Annotated in this window: 16 protein-coding genes; 8 read left to right on the forward strand and 8 right to left on the reverse strand. The window is 71.8% G+C overall.

Going from position 1 to position 20,418, the window contains the following annotated elements; genetic code table 11:
• Positions 1-5: 5 nt before the first annotated feature.
• Positions 6-1,343, forward strand: a complete 1,338-nt coding sequence (locus ACZ4TW_RS10945) for a glutamine synthetase family protein (RefSeq protein ID WP_465542745.1) — start codon at positions 6-8, stop codon at positions 1,341-1,343.
• Positions 1,344-1,356: 13 nt separating this feature from the next.
• Positions 1,357-4,371, forward strand: a complete 3,015-nt coding sequence (locus ACZ4TW_RS10950; RefSeq protein WP_465542746.1) for a bifunctional [glutamine synthetase] adenylyltransferase/[glutamine synthetase]-adenylyl-L-tyrosine phosphorylase — start codon at positions 1,357-1,359, stop codon at positions 4,369-4,371.
• Positions 4,372-4,516: 145 nt separating this feature from the next.
• Here ACZ4TW_RS10950 and glnA read toward each other — a convergent pair whose 3' ends face one another.
• Positions 4,517-5,941, reverse strand: a complete 1,425-nt coding sequence (glnA, locus tag ACZ4TW_RS10955) for a type I glutamate--ammonia ligase (RefSeq protein WP_465542747.1) — start codon at positions 5,939-5,941, stop codon at positions 4,517-4,519.
• 138 nt (positions 5,942-6,079) lie between these two features.
• Here glnA and ACZ4TW_RS10960 point away from each other — a divergent pair, with 138 nt between their 5' ends.
• Entirely contained in the window at positions 6,080-6,511 is a 432-nt protein-coding gene (locus ACZ4TW_RS10960) for an RDD family protein (protein ID WP_465542748.1), read from the forward strand.
• Between the two features lie 63 nt (positions 6,512-6,574).
• On the opposite strand, the gene ACZ4TW_RS10965 is transcribed toward ACZ4TW_RS10960, so the two are convergent.
• The 3 genes from ACZ4TW_RS10965 to lipB form a co-directional block, all read right to left on the reverse strand.
• Entirely contained in the window at positions 6,575-7,297 is a 723-nt protein-coding gene (locus ACZ4TW_RS10965) for a DUF4191 domain-containing protein (RefSeq protein WP_465542749.1), read from the reverse strand.
• A 71-nt stretch (positions 7,298-7,368) separates the two neighbouring features.
• Positions 7,369-8,358: a lipoyl synthase gene (lipA, locus tag ACZ4TW_RS10970; RefSeq protein ID WP_465542750.1), complete on the reverse strand. Its 990-nt coding sequence runs from the start codon at positions 8,356-8,358 to the stop codon at positions 7,369-7,371.
• Entirely contained in the window at positions 8,355-8,993 is a 639-nt protein-coding gene (gene lipB / locus ACZ4TW_RS10975) for a lipoyl(octanoyl) transferase LipB (protein ID WP_465542751.1), read from the reverse strand. Before lipB ends, lipA begins: the two co-directional genes overlap by 4 nt.
• Positions 8,994-9,105: 112 nt before the next feature.
• Between lipB and ACZ4TW_RS10980 the strand changes: the two genes are divergently transcribed.
• The gene (locus ACZ4TW_RS10980) at positions 9,106-10,701 is read left to right on the forward strand and encodes a serine/threonine-protein kinase (RefSeq protein WP_465542752.1); all 1,596 of its coding nucleotides are present in this window, start codon (positions 9,106-9,108) and stop codon (positions 10,699-10,701) included.
• On the opposite strand, the gene sucB is transcribed toward ACZ4TW_RS10980, so the two are convergent.
• From sucB to ACZ4TW_RS10995, 3 genes are all read right to left on the reverse strand, one after another.
• The gene (gene sucB / locus ACZ4TW_RS10985) at positions 10,698-12,338 is read right to left on the reverse strand and encodes a 2-oxoglutarate dehydrogenase, E2 component, dihydrolipoamide succinyltransferase (protein WP_465542753.1); all 1,641 of its coding nucleotides are present in this window, start codon (positions 12,336-12,338) and stop codon (positions 10,698-10,700) included. The two genes, ACZ4TW_RS10980 and sucB, sit on opposite strands and share 4 nt — an antisense overlap.
• Positions 12,339-12,403: 65 nt before the next feature.
• The gene (gene lpdA, locus ACZ4TW_RS10990) at positions 12,404-13,777 is read right to left on the reverse strand and encodes a dihydrolipoyl dehydrogenase (RefSeq protein ID WP_465542754.1); all 1,374 of its coding nucleotides are present in this window, start codon (positions 13,775-13,777) and stop codon (positions 12,404-12,406) included.
• A gap of 93 nt (positions 13,778-13,870) precedes the next feature.
• On the reverse strand, positions 13,871-15,343 hold the full coding sequence (locus tag ACZ4TW_RS10995; RefSeq protein ID WP_465542755.1) for a leucyl aminopeptidase: 1,473 nt from the start codon (positions 15,341-15,343) through the stop codon (positions 13,871-13,873).
• Positions 15,344-15,430: 87 nt separating this feature from the next.
• On the opposite strand from ACZ4TW_RS10995, the gene ACZ4TW_RS11000 reads away from it, so the two are divergent.
• The 4 genes from ACZ4TW_RS11000 to ACZ4TW_RS11015 all read left to right on the forward strand — a co-directional run bounded on the left by ACZ4TW_RS11000 (position 15,431) and on the right by ACZ4TW_RS11015 (position 20,065).
• A complete protein-coding gene (locus ACZ4TW_RS11000) occupies positions 15,431-16,348 on the forward strand; it encodes a proteasome assembly chaperone family protein (RefSeq protein ID WP_465542756.1) in 918 nt (305 codons plus the stop codon).
• 289 nt (positions 16,349-16,637) lie between these two features.
• The gene (locus ACZ4TW_RS11005) at positions 16,638-18,062 is read left to right on the forward strand and encodes an RNA polymerase sigma factor (RefSeq protein WP_465542757.1); all 1,425 of its coding nucleotides are present in this window, start codon (positions 16,638-16,640) and stop codon (positions 18,060-18,062) included.
• Between the two features lie 6 nt (positions 18,063-18,068).
• Positions 18,069-19,325, forward strand: a complete 1,257-nt coding sequence (locus ACZ4TW_RS11010) for a MurT ligase domain-containing protein (protein WP_465542758.1) — start codon at positions 18,069-18,071, stop codon at positions 19,323-19,325.
• Complete coding sequence (locus ACZ4TW_RS11015; RefSeq protein WP_465542759.1) at positions 19,322-20,065, forward strand: type 1 glutamine amidotransferase; 744 nt, start codon at positions 19,322-19,324, stop codon at positions 20,063-20,065. Before ACZ4TW_RS11010 ends, ACZ4TW_RS11015 begins: the two co-directional genes overlap by 4 nt.
• 69 nt (positions 20,066-20,134) lie before the next feature.
• Here the strand turns inward: ACZ4TW_RS11015 and ACZ4TW_RS11020 are convergent, their stop codons facing one another.
• The gene (locus ACZ4TW_RS11020) at positions 20,135-20,371 is read right to left on the reverse strand and encodes a DUF7455 domain-containing protein (protein ID WP_465542760.1); all 237 of its coding nucleotides are present in this window, start codon (positions 20,369-20,371) and stop codon (positions 20,135-20,137) included.
• Positions 20,372-20,418 lie beyond the last annotated feature (47 nt).

A 20,418-nucleotide genomic window follows, 5' to 3' on the forward strand; every position in this document is an offset into this window, starting at 1 on the left:
TGTGCATGGACAAGCAGCGCGACTTCGTTCTTCGGACCATCGAGGAACGAGGGGTCAAGTTCGTCAGGCTCTGGTTCACCGATGTCGTCGGCACCCTCAAGTCGGTCGCCATCGCACCGGCCGAGGTCGAGGGCGCGTTCACCGAGGGCATCGGCTTCGACGGCTCGGCCATCGAGGGGCTGAGCCGCACCTTCGAGTCCGACCTGCTGGCCTATCCCGACCCGACGACCTTCCAGACGTTGCCGTGGCGCGGCGACATCGACCCGACCGCGCGCATGTTCTGCGACATCACGACGCCCGACGGCGAGCCGGCGGTGGCCGATCCGCGCAACGTGCTGAAGCGCACGTTGGCGCGCGCCGCCGACCGGGGCTTCACGTTCTACACGCATCCCGAGATCGAGTTCTACCTCCTGAAGTCGAGCAAGTACGGCCCGGAGGGCCCGCAGCCGGTCGACTCGGCCGGGTACTTCGACAACGTGCCGGGGGGCACCGCGCACGACTTCCGCCGGCGTTCGGTCCGCATGCTCGAAGACCTCGGCATCTCGGTGGAGTTCAGCCACCACGAGGCGGGCCCGGGGCAGAACGAGATCGACCTGCGGTACGCCGACGCCCTCACCACGGCCGACAACATCATGACCTTCCGCACGGTCGTGAAGGAGGTCGCGATCGAGCAGGGCGTCTACGCGACCTTCATGCCCAAGCCGTTCTCGCACTACCCGGGTTCGGGCATGCACACGCATCTCTCGCTCTTCGAGGGCGACGCGAACGCGTTCTACGAGCAGGGCGCGCAGTACCAGCTGTCCAAGATCGGCCGGCAGTTCATCGCCGGCCTGCTGCGCCACGCCAACGAGATCTCGGCCGTGACGAACCAGTTCGTCAACTCGTACAAGCGCCTGTGGGGCGGCGACGAGGCGCCGAGCTTCATCTGCTGGGGTCACAACAACCGGTCCGCGCTCGTGCGCGTGCCCCTCTACAAGCCGAACAAGGGCCAGAGCGCTCGCGTGGAGTACCGCGCGATCGACTCCGCGGCCAACCCCTACCTGGCCTTCTCCCTCCTCCTCGCGGCGGGGATGAAGGGCATCGAGGAGGGCTACGACCTGCCGCCCGAGGCGGAGGATGACGTGTGGGCGCTCACCGACAGCGAGCGCCGTGCACTCGGATACCGGCCGTTGCCCGCGAGCCTCGACCATGCGATCGAGTACATGGAGGAGTCCGAGCTCGTCGCCGACACGCTCGGCGAGCACGTGTACAACTACGTGCTCGCGAACAAGCGCGCCGAGTGGCGCGACTACCGCACCCAGGTGACGCCGTTCGAGCTGCACCGCAACCTCGAGATCCTCTGACGAGCGCGAGCGGATGACGCGTCAGGTGCCCATGCTCGGCGCACTCGCGCGCGCCGGCTTCGACGACCTCGATCGGGCGGCGGCCCGGCTCGGCGATCTGGCCGCCGCCGCCGGGCTCCCGCCCGAGGCACTCCTCGACGCGTTCGCCGCCGCCGGCGACCCCGACCAGGCGCTCGCCGAGCTCCAGCGGCTCTTCGAACGCGCGCCCGACACCGTCCGCGGCATCCTGCACGAGCCGGCGTCGCTCGATCGCGCCGCACGCCTGTTCGGCGGGTCCCGTGGACTCGCCGAGTTCCTGCTGCGCAACCCCGACGAGCTCGCGGTGCTCCGCGCCGAGCCCGCCCCGCCCCCCTCGGCCGAGGCGGCCGCGGCCGAGCTCGTCGATGCGGTGCGCACCGTCGACGCACCACCGGCGACGCTCGCCGAGTCGGGGGCGAGGGTGCTCCGGGTGCGGTACCGGCGACTGCTCACCCAGATCGCGATCTGGGACCTCACGCGCTCCGACGCGGTCGCCGCGGTCGACACCGTCGCCGCCGGCCTCGCCGACCTCGCGGGTGCCGCACTTGACGCGGCGCTGCACCTCGCGCGCCGCGTCGTCGGTCGAGCCGACGGCGAGCCCGCCGCGCCCGGCCGTTTCCCCGCGGCCGAGGTCGAGGCGACGCGGCTGGCGATCATCGGCATGGGCAAGGCCGGCGCACGGGAGCTCAACTACGTCAGCGACGTCGATGTGATCTTCGTGGGCGGATCCGCCGACGAGGAGCGCGTCTCGACCGCGCGAGCGCTCGACGTGGCGACCCGCCTCGCGATGACCGCGATGCGGCTCATCGGCGAACCGGGCATCGAACCGCCCCTGTGGGAGGTCGACCCCAACCTCCGTCCCGAGGGCAAGGACGGCGCGCTCGTCCGGACCCTCGAGTCGCACCTGCAGTACTACGACCGGTGGGCGAAGAGCTGGGAGTTCCAGGCCCTGCTCAAGGCGCGGCCGCTCGCGGGCGACCCCGACCTCGGCGAGCGGTATGCGGCCGGCGTGGCCCCGAAGGTCTGGTCGAGCTCGTCCCGCGAGGGCTTCGTCGAATCGGTGCAGCGCATGCGCGAGCGCGTCACCGAGCACATCCCCGCCGACGAGGTCGACGTGCAGCTCAAGCTCGGTCCCGGCGGGTTGCGCGACATCGAGTTCACCGTGCAGCTGCTGCAGCTCGTCCACGGCGCGACCGATGGCGCCATCCGCCAGGCCGGCACCCTTCCCGCCCTCGCCGCCCTCGCCGAGCACGGCTACGTGGGGCGCGAGGAATCGGCCGAGTTCTCGCGCGACTACCGGATCCTCCGCGTGCTCGAGCACCGGCTCCAGCTCGCTCGTCTCCGACGCACGCACCTGATGCCGCGCGACGACGCCGCGACCCGCGTGCTCGCCAGGGCCTCCGGACTCGCCCGGAGCGCCGAGGAGCTCACGACCGTATGGCAGGCCACGCGGCGACGCGTGCGCGGGCTGCACGAGCGGCTCTTCTACCGGCCCCTGCTGTCGGCGGTGGCGGCGCTGCCGGCCGACGGGCTCGAGCTGACGAGCGAGCAGGCCGCCGCACGTCTCGCCGCGATCGGCTTCCAAGACCCGAAGGGAGCGCTCGCGCACATCGGCGCCCTCACCGCCGGCGTCTCCCGGCGAGCGACGATCCAGCGCCACCTGATGCCCGTCCTCATCTCGTGGTTCGCCGAAGGACCCGATCCCGACTACGGGCTGCTCGCGTTCCGCCGGATCAGCGACACGCTCGGCACGACGCACTGGTACCTGCGCCTGCTCCGGGACTCGTCCGACGCCGCGCTCCGGCTCACCCGCGTGCTGTCGGGCTCGCGCTTCGCCGGCGAGCTGCTGGAGCGCATCCCCGAAGCCGTCGCGTGGCTGGAGGATCTCGACGAGCTGCGCCCGCGCCAACTGGCGGCGCTGCGTGACGAGGCATCGGCCGTGCTCGCGCGACATTCCGAGCTCGACCCCGCCGCCAGGGTGCTCCGCGCGATGCGCCGGCGCGAGGTGCTCCGGCTCGCGCTCGCGGCCATGCTCGACGTGTGCACCGTCGAGGAGCTCGGCCACGGCCTGAGCGACGTGGTCGAGACTCACATCGACGGACTCGTCCGCGCAATCCGCCGGGGCGACGACGGCATCGAGTTCGCGGTCATCGGCATGGGGCGCTTCGGCGGGCGCGAGCTCGGCATCGGCTCCGACGCCGACATCCTCTACGTCTACCGCGCCGCCGGGGCCGAACCCGACGCCGCGCACTCGCGCGCGCTCAAGATCGTCTCCGAGCTCGTCCGGGTGAGCGAAGATGCGCGGCTGCCGTTCGAGCTCGATGCGGGCCTGCGCCCCGAGGGCCGCAACGGCGTGGTCGCTCGATCGCTCGACGCGTACCGCGCCTACTACGCGCGCTGGTCGCTCACCTGGGAGGCGCAGGCGCTCCTGCGCGCCCGCGGCGTCGCAGGCGACCGCGCTCTCGTCGACGCCTTCACCGAGCTCGCCGACAGCGTCCGCTACCCGGCTGAGATCGGCGAGCGCGAGGTGCGGGAGGTCAAGCGGATCAAGGCGCGCGTCGAGAACGAGCGGCTCCCGCAGGGCGCCGACCCCACGCGTCACCTCAAGCTCGGCCGCGGCTCGTTGAGCGACGTCGAGTGGTTCGTACAGCTGATCCAGCTCGAGCACGCCGCGAACGCGCCCTCGCTTCGCACCACGTCGACGCTCGACGCCCTCGCCGCCTCGGTCGCGGCGCAGCTCGTCGACGCCCGCGACGCCGACACGCTGCGGGCGGCCTGGGTGTTCGCCTCCCGGGCCCGCTCGGCGCTCACGCTGTGGCTCGACAAGACGACCGACGTCCTGCCGGTGGAGCGTACGCAGCTCGAGGGCGTGGCGCGCATCATGGGGTATCCGCCGGGTTCCGCGACCCGGCTCGAGCACGACTACCTGCAGGTCACGCGACGCGCCCGCGCGGTGTTCGAACGCGGCTTCTACGGACTCGAGCCGCGGCGCGAGCCGACCACGGGCTGAGCCGCGCCATCCGTCCGCTTCGCCGCGTCACGCGGAGGCGACGGTCCGGTCGCGACATCCGACCGATGCCCCCCGGACACCCACGAGGGCCCGTGTCGCACGCGACACGGGCCCTCGGCTCTCTGGGGGGATGGGGGGAGAGAGTCTAGACGCCGTAGTAGAGCTCGAACTCGAACGGGTGCGGACGCTGGGCCAGCGGCTTCAGCTCCTTCTCGCGCTTGTAGTCGATCCAGGTCTCGATGAGCTCACGGGTGAACACGCCGCCCTCGAGGAGGAACTCGTGGTCGGCCTCGAGCGCGTCGAGCACGGCGTCGAGCGAGCCCGGCACCTGCGGGATCGACTTGGCCTCCTCGGGCGGGAGCTCGTAGAGGTCCTTGTCGACCGGCTCGTGCGGCTCGATGCGGTTCCTGATGCCGTCGAGGCCGGCCATGAGCTGCGCGGCGAACGCGAGGTACGGGTTGCCCGAGGCATCCGGCGCGCGGAACTCGATGCGCTTGGCCTTGGGGTTCGTGCCCGTGATCGGGATGCGGATGGCCGCCGAGCGGTTGCCCGCCGAGTAGACGAGGTTGACGGGGGCCTCGAAGCCCGGCACGAGGCGGTGGTAGGAGTTCACCGTGGGGTTCGTGAAGGCGAGGATCGCCGGGGCGTGCTTGAGGATGCCGCCGATGTACCAGCGCGCGATGTCGGACAGTCCGCCGTAGCCGGCCTCGTCGTAGAACAGGGGCTTGCCCTCGTTCCAGAGCGACTGGTGCGTGTGCATGCCCGAGCCGTTGTCGCCGAAGAGCGGCTTCGGCATGAACGTGGCGGTCTTGCCCCACTGGTCGGCCGTGTTCTTGACGATGTACTTGAACTTCAGGATGTCGTCGGCCGCGTGCACCATCGTGTCGAAGCGGTAGTTGATCTCGGCCTGGCCGCCGGTGCCCACCTCGTGGTGCGCGCGCTCGAGGATGAGCCCCGCCTCGATGAGCTTCAGCGAGATGTCGTCGCGCAGGTCGGCCTGCTTGTCGACGGGGGAGACGGGGAAGTAGCCGCCCTTGTACGGCGTCTTGTTGCCGAGGTTGCCGCCCTCTTCGGCGCGGCCCGAGTTCCACGAGCCCTCCTCGGAGTCGACCGAGTAGAAGCTCGCGTTCTGCTTCACCTCGTAGCGGACGTCGTCGAAGATGTAGAACTCGGCCTCGGGGGCGAAGTAGGCGGTGTCCGCGATGCCCGTCGAGGCGAGGTACTTCTCAGCCTTCTTGGCCACCTGGCGCGGGTCCTTGGCGTAGATCTCGCCGTTGCGCGGGTTGTAGATGTCGAACACCATGATCAGCGTGCGCTCGGCCCGGAAGGGGTCGATGTACGCCGTCGAGACGTCGGGGATGAGCTGCATGTCGGACTCGTGGATCGACGCGAAGCCGCGGATCGACGAGCCGTCGAAGAGCTGGCCGACGGTGAAGAAGTCCTCGTCGACGGTGGAGGCCGGGATGTTGAAGTGCTGCTGCACACCCGGGAGGTCGGTGAAACGGATGTCGAGGAACTTGACGTCCGTCTCCTTGATGAACTTGAGGACTTCGGAAGAATCACTGAACATGTGACGATGCTCCAAGGGCGGGTAGAGGGCGCGGACGCAGTCGTTCGACCGGTTGCGACGCTACGCGGACGGAGTTTCCCGACCGTGACGCGAATGTTTCCACCGTGTTACACGATCGGCCATCGGTAGACTCGTCCGGTGCCCGACCCAGCCCCCGTCTCCGGTGACCTCCCGCCCAGCCGCTACCCGGGGCAACGCCTCGGCCTCCCGGAGGAGGGCGTCGGGTCGGTGGCCCGGGTCGGCCGCCGCGTCGCCGCGCTGTTGGTCGACTGGGCGCTCGCGAACCTGATCGCCCTGCTGGCCGGGCCCTACGCATCGCCCGCGCAGTCGTGGACCACGCTCGGCGTGTTCGCGCTCATGCAGGTGCTCTTCATCCCCACGATCGGCGGAAGCGTGGGGCACCGGATCCTCGGCCTGCGCGTGGTCCCGATGAGCGGGGGATGGGTCGGCCCCTGGCGGCCGGTGGTCCGCACCCTGCTGCTCCTCGTCGTCGTGCCCGCGCTCGTGTGGGATTCCGACCAGCGCGGCTTCCACGACAAGGTGGCCGGGACCGTGCTGCTGCGCTCTTGAGGCGCCGCGCAACGCGAAGGCGCGACATCCGTGACGGATGCCGCGCCTCGAGTCGTACGCGGGTCAGCGCATCTTGCCGCGCTGCGGGCGGACCTTCATCGGGTCGATGCCCTTCGGGATCGGCAGCGGCGCCTGCAGGGAGTTGAGGCGATTGGACACCGCGAGGACCTCGGGCTTGGTCAGCGTTCGCTTGGTCTTACGCAGCCGCGCCGCGAGTCGGTGGAGCTCGACCGAGCCCTCCTCGTGACCGACCGAGAGCGTGGTCACCGGCACGTTCGGGAGCACACGGCTCACCTTGCGCTTCTCATCCTCCAGCATGCGATCGGTGCGCGAGCGGGGGCCCTCGCTGATCAGCACGACGCCGCCGCGCCCGACCGCCCGGTAGATCGCATCCTGCGTCTTGGCGTTCACGGCGATGGGCATCTCGTTGCCGACCCATCCGCCTCGCAGCCCGCTGCGGAGGACCGCACCGACCGCGCCGGGCTGGCCGTCGATCTGCGAGTACGCCGCACGCTCCGCACGGCGGCCGAGGATGACGAGCGCGATCAGCAGCCCGGCGAGCACGCCCGCGATGATCCACAGCGCGATGGTGAAGCCGTTGCCCTCGCTCAGCCAGAGCGCGAGCGCGAGGCCCACGAGGACGGGCAGCAGGAAGCCGAGGAGCATGAGCCACTGGGCGCTCGAGTCGTAGCGGCGGGTCATCTGGAAGACCTGCCACATCTGCTTCATGCGGCCGGGCTCCTTGGGGGGCTTTGGAGCGGACCCGGCGTCCTTGGTTCGTGCCATGCGACAAGGATACCGGGGGTGGACGAGCCGTCCGACCGCGGCAGGACGCCCGGACGGCTCGTCGACGCGGGTCAGCCGACGGCCTGTGCGAATCCCAGCGACTCGTCGGCGAGATGCGCGAGCTCGGACGGCAGGTCGCGCCCCTTGGCCCGCATGGATTGGGCCCAGAGCCGACCCGCCCGGTACGACGAACGGACCAGCGGACCGGCCAGCACGCCCAGGAACCCGATCTCCTCGGCCTCCGCCTTGAGCTCGACGAACTCCTCGGGCCGGACCCATCGCGCCACCGGCAGGTGCCGCGGGCTCGGCCGGAGGTACTGCGTGATCGTGATGATGTCGGTGCCCGCATCGTGCAGGTCGCGGAGCGCCTGTGAGATCTCGTCGCGTTCCTCGCCCATGCCGAGGATCAGGTTCGACTTCGTGATGAGGCCCGCCTCCCGCCCCTGCGTGATCACGTCGAGCGATCGCTCGTACCGGAACGCGGGGCGGATGCGCTTGAAGATGCGCGGCACCGTCTCGACGTTGTGCGCGAACACCTCGGGCCGCGCCGAGAACACCTCGCCGAGCAGCTCGGGGTTGCCCGAGAAGTCGGGCACGAGGATCTCGACGCCGGTGCCGGGGGACTGCGCGTGGATCTGGCGGATCGTCTCGGCGTACAGCCACGCGCCCTCGTCGGGCAGGTCGTCGCGCGCCACGCCGGTCACGGTGGAGTACCGCAACTGCATGCGCACGACGGACTCGGCGACGCGTCGCGGCTCGTCGACGTCGTAGTCGGCCGGCTTGCCCGTGTCGATCTGGCAGAAGTCGCAGCGCCGGGTGCACTGCGAGCCGCCGATGAGGAAGGTCGCCTCGCGGTCCTCCCAGCACTCGTAGATGTTGGGACAGCCCGCCTCCTGGCAGACGGTGTGCAGCTCCTCGGTCTTCACGAGGTGCTGCAACTGGCGGTACTCCGGGCCCATCCGGGCACGGGTCTTGATCCACTCGGGCTTGCGTTCGATCGGGGTCTGCGCGTTGCGGACCTCGAGGCGCAGCATCCGCCGCCCGGCCGGATCGGCGCTCATGCCGCGACCGCCGCGAACTCGGCGGCGAGCCGCGCCTGGACCGGCTCCACCACGTCGGCGGGCTCCACCGTTCGGCCCAGCACACGGGACATGGTGGTGATGCCGGCGTCGCGGATGCCGCATGCCACGATCTTCGCGTACGGGTCGAGCGAGTTGGAGCAGTTGAGGGCGAAGCCGTGCATGGTCACCCCCTCGGCGACGCGGATGCCGATGGCGGCGATCTTCTCCTCGACGCCGTCGCGGACGATCCAGACGCCGGAGCGGCCGTCGACGCGTCGGCCGTGGATGCCGAACCCGGCGAGCACGTCGATCAGGACGCCCTCGAGGCGCCGGACGTAGCCGACCACGTCGATCGGCTCCGCGAGGCGCAGGATCGGATACCCCACGAGCTGGCCCGGGCCGTGCCAGGTGATCTTGCCGCCCCGGTCGACATCGACGACGGGCGTGCCGTCGGTCGGTCGTTCATCGGGGGCGGTGCGCTTGCCGGCGGTGTAGACCGGCTCGTGTTCGAGGAGGATGACGGTGTCCGGTCGTTCACCGGAGACCACCGCCTGATGGACGGCGCGCTGGAGGGAGAGGCCCTCGCTGTACGGCACGGAGTTGGCGCTTAGCCCCGTGACGACGTAGTCGAGCATGGGGTCCAGTCTAGGTGGCCACCACTCCTCCCCAGGCTGCGGCGGCGGATGGCGCTCCACACCGGCGTCGCATGCCCGCCCGGTCGCGACCGCCCGGGGGAAGTGTGAGCACATGGCCCGATTCCGAAGCCGTTCCGGCGCGACCGCCGCCCGCACCGTCCAGGCGGTCGTCGCCGCGGATCCGGAGACCGCCGCCCCAGGGGAGTCCGCGCTGGCCGGCTACCGGCTCCTCAGGCGGCTCGCCGTGGGGGATCGAGCCGATGTCTACCTCGCCGCGGTCGACCGCGGCGAGGACGGAGGCGCCCCCGGCGAACCCGCAGCGCCCCCTGAGGGGCTCGTCGTCATGCGCGTGTACGGTCCGGACACCGACGACCGGGCCATCGCGACCGAGATCGAGGCGATGCAGCACGGCGGGTCGGGCCCGACGCCGGCGTTGCTCGATGTCGCCACGCTCGCCGACGGCCGCGCATGCCTCATCGTCGAGCGCGTGGGCGGCCCGTCGCTCGGCCGGCTCCTCGCGAACGGCGACCTCCTTCCCGGCCAGGCCGTCACCGCGCTCGCCCCGATGCTCGTGGCGGTACGGTCGCTGGCCGCGCTCGGACTCGTGCACACGCGACTCGCCGCCGCCGACGTGCTCGTCGACGAGACCGGCCGGCCGCGACTGATCGGCCTCGGCGCACTCGCCCGCCTCGACGGTCTCGCCACGACTGCCGAGCGCGTCGGAGTGCTCCGCGGCGGGCACGCCGCACTCGTCCGACTGATCGATGAGGTCGTCGCGGCGACGCGCGACCCCGGCGCGTTCGCCGAGATCGTCCGTGTCGCTCGCGGCGCGCTCGACGCGCGCCCGTTCGTCGGTGCCGACGCCGAACTCGAACGGGCGCTGTTCGCCGCGGCGACCCCGATCCCGCTCCCCGGGGTCCCGCCGGAGGTCCGCCCGCGTGCCGTCCCCTCCCGGGTCGCCGCGATCGCGCACGTCCCCGCCCCCGCCGAGCCGTCGTCGGCGATCGGCGGAGAGTCGCCTGCTCGCGACCCTCGGGGCGGCGGATGGACCCGCTTGGCCGAGCTCGCACAGCTGCCGGGCGGGATGGCCGACGATCTCGCCGCCTCGCTCGACCGGTCTCCGCGCGGCGCACTCGTGCGTCGCGCGGCAGGGTGGACGCAGCGGCACCGCGGGGCGCTCGCCATGGGAGGTCTCGTCGGCGCCGCAGCCCTCGTCGCCGTGCTGACGGCGGTCCCGCCGTCCGCGGCCGATGTGCGCGCCCAGCCCGGGCGCGACACGCCCGCGACGGAGGCGCCGACGGAGGTCGCCGCGACCGAGGAGGCGCGTCCGGCCGCCGATCCGATCGGCGCCGACACGACCTCGAGCCCGGCCCCCCAGCAACCCTTCGCCGTGCCGACCGACGATCCGGTCGCCGCGGCCGCCTCCCTGCTCGAGGTCCGGGCGACCTGCCTGGCCTCGGCCGACCTCGACTGCCTCCGGGCGGTCGAGCAGCCCGGGTCGGCCATCGAGGCGCGCGACCGCGCCGCCATCGCCGAGGGCCCGGGAGTCGCACCACCGGAGGTCGACCTCGACGCGATCACGCTCGTCGCCGACCTGGGCGACGCCGTCGTCGTGTCGGTGCCCACCGTGACGGGTGAACGCGAACCGGCCTCGCTCCTGATGATGCGGAGCGAGGCCGGTTGGCGGTTGCGCGAGTGGTTCGACTAGAGGCCGAGCTCGCCCTCGAAGTCGCCCTCCTCGAGACGGGCCTTGACCGCGGTGAGGAATCGTGCGGCGTCGGCGCCATCGATGATGCGGTGGTCGTACGAGAGCGCGAGGTAGACCATCGAGCGGATCGCGATCGCGTCGGAGCCGTCCTCGGAGATCACCACGGGCCGCTTGACGACGACGCCGGTGCCCAGGATCGCGGTCTGCGGGAGGAACACCACCGGAGTGTCGAACAGCGCGCCACGCGAGCCGGTGTTCGTCAGGGTGAACGTGCCACCGGCGAGCTCGTCGGGCTTGAGCTGGTTGTTGCGGGTGCGCTCGGCGAGGTCGGCGATCTGCTGGGCGAGGCCGGCGATGTCGAGTTCGCCGGCATCGCGGACGACCGGGGTGAGCAGGCCGCGCTCGGTGTCGACGGCGATGCTCAGGTTCTCGCGCTCGGGGTAGACGATCGACTCGCCGTCCACGGTCGAGTTGATGATCGGGTAGGCGCGGAGCGCCTCGACCGCCGCGAGGGCGAAGAACGGCAGGAATGAGAGCTTCGTTCCGGTCTTCTCCTGGAAGGCGCCCTTCACGCGATCGCGCAGACGCGCCACGCGCGTCACGTCGACCTCGACCACCGACGTGAGCTGCGCTGTCGACTGCATCGAGACGACCGCGCGCTCGGCGACGACCTTGCGAAGGCGCGTCATCGGCTGGGTCGTGCCGCGCAGGGGCGAGGTCTCGAGCGGCTGGCGCGCCGGCTTCGCCTCGGCCGCGGCAGCGGCCGGAGCCGCGGTGCCCGCCGAGAGCACATCCTGCTTGCGGATGCGGCCGCCCACGCCGGTGCCCTGCACGGAGGTGAGGTCGACGCCCTGCTCGTTCGCCAGCTTCCGGACGATCGGGGTGACGTAGCCCGACGTTCCGGCGTGCGCGCCTCCGGCCTGCGGGGCAGGAGCCGGAGCGGCCTGGGGCGCCGGTGCTGCCTGTGCCGCCGGAGCTGCGGGCGCGGCCTGCGGTGCGGGCGTCGCTTCGGGGGCAGGGGCGGGAGCGGGCGCAGGTGCCGGTGCCGCCTGCGGCGCAGGTGCGGCCGGCGCAGGAGCAGGGGCGGCCGGCTGTGCCGGTGCCGGTGCCGCCTCTGGTGCCGGGGCGGGAGCGGGTGCGGGTGCCGCCTGCGGTGCGGGCGCGGCCTCGGGGGCCGGGGCCGGGGCCTCTGCGGCGGGCGAGGGAGCCTCGTAGCCGCCCTGTCCGGCGGGCGCCGCGGCGGTCTCCGCCGCAGGGGCCGGTGCGGGTGCGGCCTGAGGTGCGGGCGCCGCCTCGGGCGCGGGTGCTGCCGCCGGAGCCTGCGGAGCCGCCTCGGCGGCCGGGGCCGGAGCGGGCTCTGCGGCGGGCGCCTCGGCGGCGGGAGCCGCGCCGGCACCGGAACCGTCGCCGATCGTCACGAGCGCGGTGCCCACCTCGACGGTCTCGTCCTCCTGGACGAGGATCGCCTCGATGACCCCGGCCACCGGCGACGGGATCTCGGTGTCGACCTTGTCGGTCGAGACCTCGAGCAGCGGCTCGTCGACCTCCACACGGTCTCCCACGTTCTTCAGCCAGCGGGTGACCGTGCCCTCCGTGACACTCTCGCCGAGTGCCGGGAGGCTGACGGATTCGCTCATGCGCTTGTCTCCTTCACAGCGTTACGCGTTCTAGCTTATTGCAGTCGTGTTGCGGCGGGCCGTGCTCAGAGCGCGTGGAGCGGCTTGCCCGCGAGCTTGAGGAACGCCTCGCCGAGCGCCTCGTTCTGGGTCGGGTGGGCGTGGATGAGCGGAGCGATGTCCTCGGGGTAGGCCTCCCAGTTCACCGCGAGCTGGGCCTCGCCGATGAGCTCGCCGACGCGAGCGCCGATCATGTGCACGCCCACCACGGGGCCGTCCTCGACTCGGACGACCTTGATGATGCCGCTGGTCTCGAGGATGTGGCTCTTGCCGTTGCCGGCCAGGTTGTACTCGTAGGCCGAGACCTTGTCGGCGCCGAACTTCTCGGCGGCCTTCGCCTCGCTGTAGCCGATGGATGCGACCTCGGGCTCGCAGTACGTGACCTTGGGGATGTTGACGTCCTCGACGACGATCGGGTTCAGCCCAGCGATCTCCTCGGCGACGAAGATGCCCTGCTGGAAGCCGCGGTGCGCGAGCTGGAGTCCCGGGACGATGTCGCCGACCGCGTACACGCCCGGCACGCTGGTCTGCAGGCGCTCGTTCGTGATGACGAAGCCGCGGTCGACGGTGACGCCGGCCTCCTCGTACCCGAGGCCCTGGGTGACCGGGCCGCGGCCCACGGCGACGAGCAGGAGCTCGGCCTCGACCGTGTCGCCGTTCTCGAGGGTGATGACCACGCCGTCGTCGTGCTGGGTGACGCCCTGGAAGCGGACGCCCAGCTTGTACTCGATGCCGCGCTTGCGGAACGCGCGCTCGAGGTGCTTGGAGATGACCTCCTCCTCGTTCGGCACGAGGTGGGGGAGCGCCTCGATGATGGTGACCTCGGCGCCGAACGACTTCCAGACGCTCGCGAACTCGACGCCGATGACGCCGCCGCCGAGGATTGCGACCTTCTGCGGGACGAAGTCGAGCTCGAGCGCCTGCTCGCTCGTGATCACGCGGCCGCCGATCTCGAGACCGGGCAGCGAGCGCGAGTACGAGCCGGTGGCGAGCACGACGTTCTTGCCGACCAGGCGCTGGTCGCCGACCTGCACGGCGTCGGCGCCGACGAGTCGGCCCTCGCCCTCGACGACCGTGATGCCGCGGGCCTTGACGAGGCCCTGCAGGCCCTTGAACTTGCTCGCGACGATGCTCTCGCGGTACTTGGTCACCGCCGGGACGTCGATGCCCTCGAAGGTGGAGCGCACGCCGAACTTCGCCGACTCGCGGGAGTTGTCGGCCACCTCGGCGGCGTGGAGCAGCGCCTTGGTGGGGATGCAGCCGCGGTGCAGGCACGTGCCGCCGAGCTTGTCCTTCTCGACGAGGGCCACGCTGAGGCCGAGCTGGACGGCGCGCAGCGCCGCCGCGTACCCTCCGCTGCCGCCTCCGAGGATGACGAGGTCAAAGTTCTGCTCGGACAAACGGATCTCCCTTGCGCATCGGATCAGCGGCACGAACTGCGTCGGCTCGTGGCCGGGCAGGCCCTCGGGCGACGATCGCCCCAGTCGACTGTACTACCTGGCGGAGAGCTGCTCGCCCAGTGCGACGAGCGTGCGGACGGCCGCTCCGGTGGCCCCCGCGCCGGTGAATCCCCACGGCGCTCCGCTGTTGAACGAGGGCCCCGCGATGTCGAGGTGCGCCCAGGGGATCCGCGGCGCGTCCTCACCCTCGCGGCGGCCGACGAACTGCTGGAGGAAGACACCCGCCAGGAGCATGCCCGGCACGACCGTGCCGAGCTTCGTGTTGGCGAGGTCGGCGACGTCCGACTTGAGGAGCGACTTCAGGTCGTCGGGCAGCGGCATTGGCCAGACCGGCTCGCCCGCGGCATCCGCCGCTCGGCGCACCTCGGCGACGAGGTCGTCGTCGCCCATGAGCCCGGAGATGCGGTTGCCGAGCGCGACGACCTGCGCGCCGGTGAGGGTCGCCACGTCGACGATCGCATCGGGCTGCTCCTCGCTCGCGGCGGCGAGTGCGTCGGCCATGACGAGCCGGCCCTCCGCATCGGTGTTCAGGACCTCGACGGTCGTGCCGCCCTTCATGCGGAGCACGTCGTTCGGACGCACCGCGTGCCCCGAGGGCATGTTCTCGGCGAGGCAGAGCCAGCCCGTGACCCGCAGCGGCACGCGCAGCTCCGCGAGGGCGACGATCGCCGAGAGCACCGCGGCGGCGCCGGCCATGTCGGACTTCATGCCCACCATCGAGGCGCCGGGCTTGAGGGAGAGCCCGCCCGAGTCGAACGTGATGCCCTTGCCGACGAGCGCGAGGTGGGTGGATGCGCCATCGGGGGCGAACTCGAGGCGGACGAGCCTCGGCGGCCGCGACGATCCGTTGCCCACCGACAGGATCCCCGTGAAGCCCTCGGCGGCGAGCGCGTGCTCGTCGAGCACCCGGACCGAGACGCCCGCAGCGGAGGCCGCCTCGGCCGCCAGCTCCGCGAGCACGGACGGCGGGAGGTCGTTGGGTGCCGTGTTCACGAGGTCCTTCGTGCGCGCCACGGCCGCGACGATCGATCGAATGCGATCGAGCCCGACGGCGTCGGCATCGTGAGTGGTGTGCAGCGTGATCCGCTCGGGGCCGGTCGGCCCCTCGCGGTACTCGGTGAACGCGTAGGCGCCCAGCGCCGCGCCCTCGAGGACCGCGGTCGCGACTGCGGGCTCGGTCGCCGGTACGGCGACGGCGATCGACGTCGCCGACGACAGTCCGCGCACCGCGGCACCGACGGCCTGACGCAGGGTCGCGGCATCCGCCGACTCGCCGACGCCCGCGACGACGACGATGCGTCCGGCCCCGCCGGGCTCCACGAGCCTCGTCGCCTCATCGGCCGCGCCCTTGGCGCCGAGCGTGGCCAACGCGGCCGACACCCACTCGAATCCGACCGGCGCGAGGAGATCGGGCCCATCGCCGGTGCGGCGTGCGGCGATGACGACGGCGTCGGAATCGGAATCGACGGCAGGGGCGTCGGTGAGGGCGATCGTGGGAACGGACATGCGTTCGATGCTAGGTGTTCGCTCTCGGCATCACGGCACGGCGCCGATGCCGGCGGTCCGCTCACGGCGCGTCAGTACCCTTGAGGTATGCGAGATCCCCGCTCCCTGTACGAGCTGAATGCCGACGTCGTGGTGCCGGCGGGGCTTCCGCTCGTCGCGGGGCTCACCGGGTTCGCCGACGCCGGCGGCGCGGTGGCGCAGACGACGGAGTACCTGCTCGACACCCTCGACACCACCGTCGTGGCGACGTTCGATGCCGACGAGCTCCTCGACTACCGGGCCCGTCGCCCGATCATCCTGTTCGACGGCGACCACCTCACCGACTTCCGGCCGCCGCGCCTCTCGCTCGACCTGGCCCGCGACGAGCTGGGCCAGCCGTTCCTCCTGCTCACCGGGTTCGAGCCCGACTTCCAGTGGGAGCGGTTCGGCGCGGCGGTCCTCGGCCTCATCGAGCGCTTCGAGGTCGGCTCCACGACCTGGATCAACTCGATCCCGATGCCCGTCCCGCACACGCGTCCGATCGGCGTCACGGTGAGCGGCAACCGCGCCGACCTCATCGACGCCATGTCGGTCTGGAAGCCGACGACGCAGGTGCCGGCGAACGCCCTGCACCTCGTGGAGTACCGCCTCCAGGAACAGGGCCACCCCACGACGGGATTCGTGCTCCTCGTGCCGCACTACCTCTCCGACGCCGAGTGGCCGTCGGCGGCGGTCGCGGCGCTCGAGGCGATGAGCGCGTCGACCGGGCGGATCTTCCCGACCGACGCGCTGCGCGAGCAGGGGCGCGAGTTCACGGCCCGCATCGACGAGCAGGTGTCCGAGAACGGTGAGCTCGCCAAGCTGGTGCATGCGCTCGAGGAACGGCACGACGCGTACATGGAGGGCACGAACGTCCGGTCGCCGCTGACCGACGAGGACGGCGAGGTGCCGTCGGCCGACGACATCGCCGCGGAGCTCGAGAAGTTCCTCGCCTACCGTCGGAATCGGGACGACGACCGGGGTTGATCGGCCGAAGTGCACCGGCTCGCGGGGAATGTCTTCCCCGCCGCGGACGTTGGCCATGAGGACGGGTGCGACGCGCCCCGGATCCGGCGGTGTCGCGGAACGGTCGACGCGCGCAGCCCTGTATAATAGTGGGAAGGACCCGTTCTGGTCCGCTGTGCGGTGCTCGCCGCACTCCATGCGGACTTGACATGGGTCCTCATCGTGTCCGAAATCACCGGATCGCGACGCACATCTCCAGGGCCCGATCTCGGGCACCGACCGCGCGACGGTGAGGAAGAGGTTCTAACGCATGGCAACCAAGGCCACCAAGGCCACCGCGGCGCCGACCGACGAGGCGGCAGAGGCCGTCGGCTCGGCGACGACGCGCGCCGCCGCATCCAAGACGACGACCTCGTCGTCCAAGTCCGCGTCCGCCAAGTCGGGCGCAGCGAAGACCGCGTCGAAGCCGACCAAGGGCAAGGCCGCCACCGCGTCCAAGACGCCCCGAACCGCGACCGCCAAGGGCGCGAAGGCGAAGGGCGCCGCGCGCGATGAGCCGGCGCTCGACGACGAGGAGGAGCTCGAGCCCGCCGACCTCGAGGTCGACGATGCCGAGGTCGGCGATGCCGAGGTCGGCGATGCCGAGGCCGTCGACGACGCGCCCGAGGCCGCCGCACCCGAGGCCGAGGCCGCCGCGCCCGAGGAGGACGAGGAGGAGGCCAAGCCGATTCCGGTCGAGCCGCACCCGACCGGCGCCCTCGTGCTCCGTGCGTCCGACGACGAGGACGAGATCCCCGTCTACTCGACGACGATCACCGGCGCGACCGCCGACCCGGTCAAGGACTACCTCAAGCAGATCGGCAAGGTCGCGCTCCTGAACGCGGCCGAAGAGGTCGAGCTCGCGATGCGCATCGAGGCGGGCCTCTTCGCCGAGGAGAAGCTCTCGCACATGTCCGACGCCGAGCGGAAGTCCCAGCTCGGCCGCGAGCTGCAGTGGGTCGCGCGCGACGGCCAGCGCGCCAAGAGCCACCTGCTCGGGGCGAACCTGCGCCTCGTGGTCTCGCTCGCGAAGCGCTACACGGGTCGCGGCATGCAGTTCCTCGACCTCATCCAGGAGGGCAACCTCGGCCTGATCCGCGCGGTCGAGAAGTTCGACTACACCAAGGGCTTCAAGTTCTCGACCTACGCCACGTGGTGGATCCGCCAGGCCATCACGCGCGCGATGGCCGACCAGGCCCGCACCATCCGCATCCCGGTGCACATGGTCGAGGTCATCAACAAGCTCGCCCGCGTCCAGCGGCAGATGCTCCAGGACCTGGGCCGGGAGCCCACGCCCGAGGAGCTGTCGAAGGAACTCGACATGACCCCCGAGAAGGTCATCGAGGTCCAGAAGTACGGCCGCGAGCCGATCTCGCTGCACACGCCGCTCGGCGAGGACGGCGACAGCGAGTTCGGCGACCTCATCGAGGACACCGAGGCGGTCGTGCCGGCCGACGCGGTGGGCTTCACCATGCTGCAGAAGCAGCTCGAGTCGCTGCTCGACTCGCTGAGCGAGCGCGAGGCGGGTGTCATCCGCATGCGCTTCGGCCTGGGCGACGGCATGCCGAAGACGCTCGACCAGATCGGCGACACGTTCGGCGTGACGCGCGAGCGCATCCGCCAGATCGAGTCGAAGACGATGGCGAAGCTGCGCCATCCGTCCCGCTCGCAGTCGCTGCGCGACTACCTCGAGTAGGCCGAGGTGCGCTACGCGCCGGCGATCCTCGTCGGCAGGCTCGTCCGCATCGCCGCCCGGCTGCGCAAGCCGGGCGGCGGCTCCGCGGTCCCCGGGCTGATCGTCAACCGGATCGCGCCGGGATACCTGCGGACCACCCTGTCGGGGTTCCCGCAGGGCCTGCTCGTGGTGTCGGGCTCGAGCGGCAAGTCGACGACCACCAAGATGCTCGTCGCCATCCTGCGCGCGCACGCCGTCGAGGTGTTCACGAACCCCTCGACGGCCAACATCAGCCAGGGACTCACCTCGGCGCTGCTCGAGCGGGCCGACTGGCGGGGGCGCGTCCCGGGCGACATGGCGGTGCTCGAGATGGACGAGGGCCACGGCGCGCTCGTCATGGACGGCGTCGATGCCCGCGTCGTGACCCTGACGAACGTGATGGTCGACCAGATCGACCGCTTCCACGACTCCGAGATGGTGGCGGGCATGCTCGCCCGCATCGCCGGGCGGGCGCACGAGGCGGTCGTGGTGAACGCCGACGACGCCTATCTCGAGCGACTCGCGGGCGGGCTGCGTCCCGAGGTGCGCGTGCACCGCTTCGGAGTCTCCGAGGCGGTCCTCGCCGCCGCGCCGCGCGGCCTCGGGCACACCGAGACGAGCGCGCGACGGCTCGACCCGGCCGAGGGCGTGGTCGTGGACTCGGTCGACGGCGCGTCGGCGGTGCTCGCCGACCACGGGGCATCCGTACCCGTCGGCCTGCCCGCGCGAGGCACGCACTACGCCGTCGACGCGGCCGCCGCGTACGCGACCGCGAGATCGGTGCTGGGGGAGCGGTTCTCGTCGGAGACCGCGGCCGCTGCGCTCAGCGCCATCCCCGCCGTCTTCGGGCGCGGCGAGCGCGTCACCGTGCGAGGCCAGGAGGTCGACTTCGTGCTCGTGCAGAATCCCGCGAGCTACCAGCTCAACGTCGACAGCATTCCCCCCGGCACCGAGCAGATCCTCTTCGCGATCGGGTCCGACGTGCGCGACCCGTCGTACCTCTGGCCCACGGATGCCTCGTCGCTCGGCCGGGTCTCGATCGTCAGCGGCTCCAAGGCGAACGAGGCGGCGCTCATGCTCGCGTACGACGGCGTCGCGATCGACCGCGTCGAAGCCGACCTCGCGCGCGCGCTGGACGACTTCCTCGCGGCACCCGCACCGGCCCAGGGCCGGAAGACGATCGTCTTCTCGGCCGACTCGATGCGTCGGACCCGCGCGCACCTCGGACTCCCAGGAGCGGAATGAGCCTCACGATCGTCTCGCTGCTGCCCTCGCTGCAGAACACGAACGGCGACGCGGAGAACGCGGCCGTCCTCGCCGCGCGAGCACGCTGGGGCGGGATCGCGGCGCGCGTGGTGCCCGTCGAAGACGCCGCCGACCTGCCCGCCGAGGTCGACGCCGTCGTCCTCGGCTCGGGCAGCGACGCGTCGCTCGAGGCGAGCCGGGCTCGCCTGCTCGGGCTCCACGACGAGCTGCGCCGTTGGGGGACCGAAGGCATCCCGATCCTGGCCGTCGGCACCGGATGGGAGCTGCTGAGCTGGGGCATCGAGCGCACCGACGGCAGCACCGTGGAAGGCCTCGGCATCCTCGCCGGGCGCGCGGTTCCCCGCGAGACGCGGGTCGCCGGCGACCTCGTCGTGAAGGCCACCGGCGGACTCGGTCTCCTGGTCGGCTTCGAGAACCACGCGCGCGACTACGTCGGGGCGGAGGGGTCGCCGCTCGGGCGCGTGCAGGCGGGCTCGGGCAACGGTCGCGGGTCGGGCCAGGAGGGGGTGCGCATGGGCGACGTCATCGGCACGCACCTGCACGGCCCGGTCCTCGCGAAGAACCCCCGGCTGGCCGATTCGCTGCTCCAGCGCATGTGCTCGCGTGCCGGGATGACCTACGAAGCGGGCGAGCAGGCGACCGTCGTCGACGGCTACGCCGAGGCCGCGCGGGCAGCCCAGCTGCGTGCCGCGGGCGTCGCGGCATCCGTCGGCGCCTGACGCCCATGCCCGCGCACACGACGACGGCCCCGGATCGCTCCGGGGCCGTCGGATGGTTCGGGGACCGCGTCAGTCGCGCGTGTCGGTGAGGAGCCGGCTCGACTCGTCGTGCCAACTGTGGGCGATCTGCGAGAGCTTCTCCTGGTGCTTGCGGCCGTGGTGGGCGCAGAAGAGGAGCTCGCCGCTCGCGACGACCACGCGGATGTAGGCCTGCGCTCCGCAGGCGTCGCACCGGTCGAGGGCCGTGAGCTCGTTCGGGGTGTCGAGTTCGTCGACCGCACCGGCGGTGTCGGTGGTCTGGTTCATGGCGCCTCCTCCGTAGCTCACGATCCGATTCCTTCGTCTACCAATGA

It is taken from the genome of Agromyces sp. NPDC029043, from assembly GCF_055564615.1.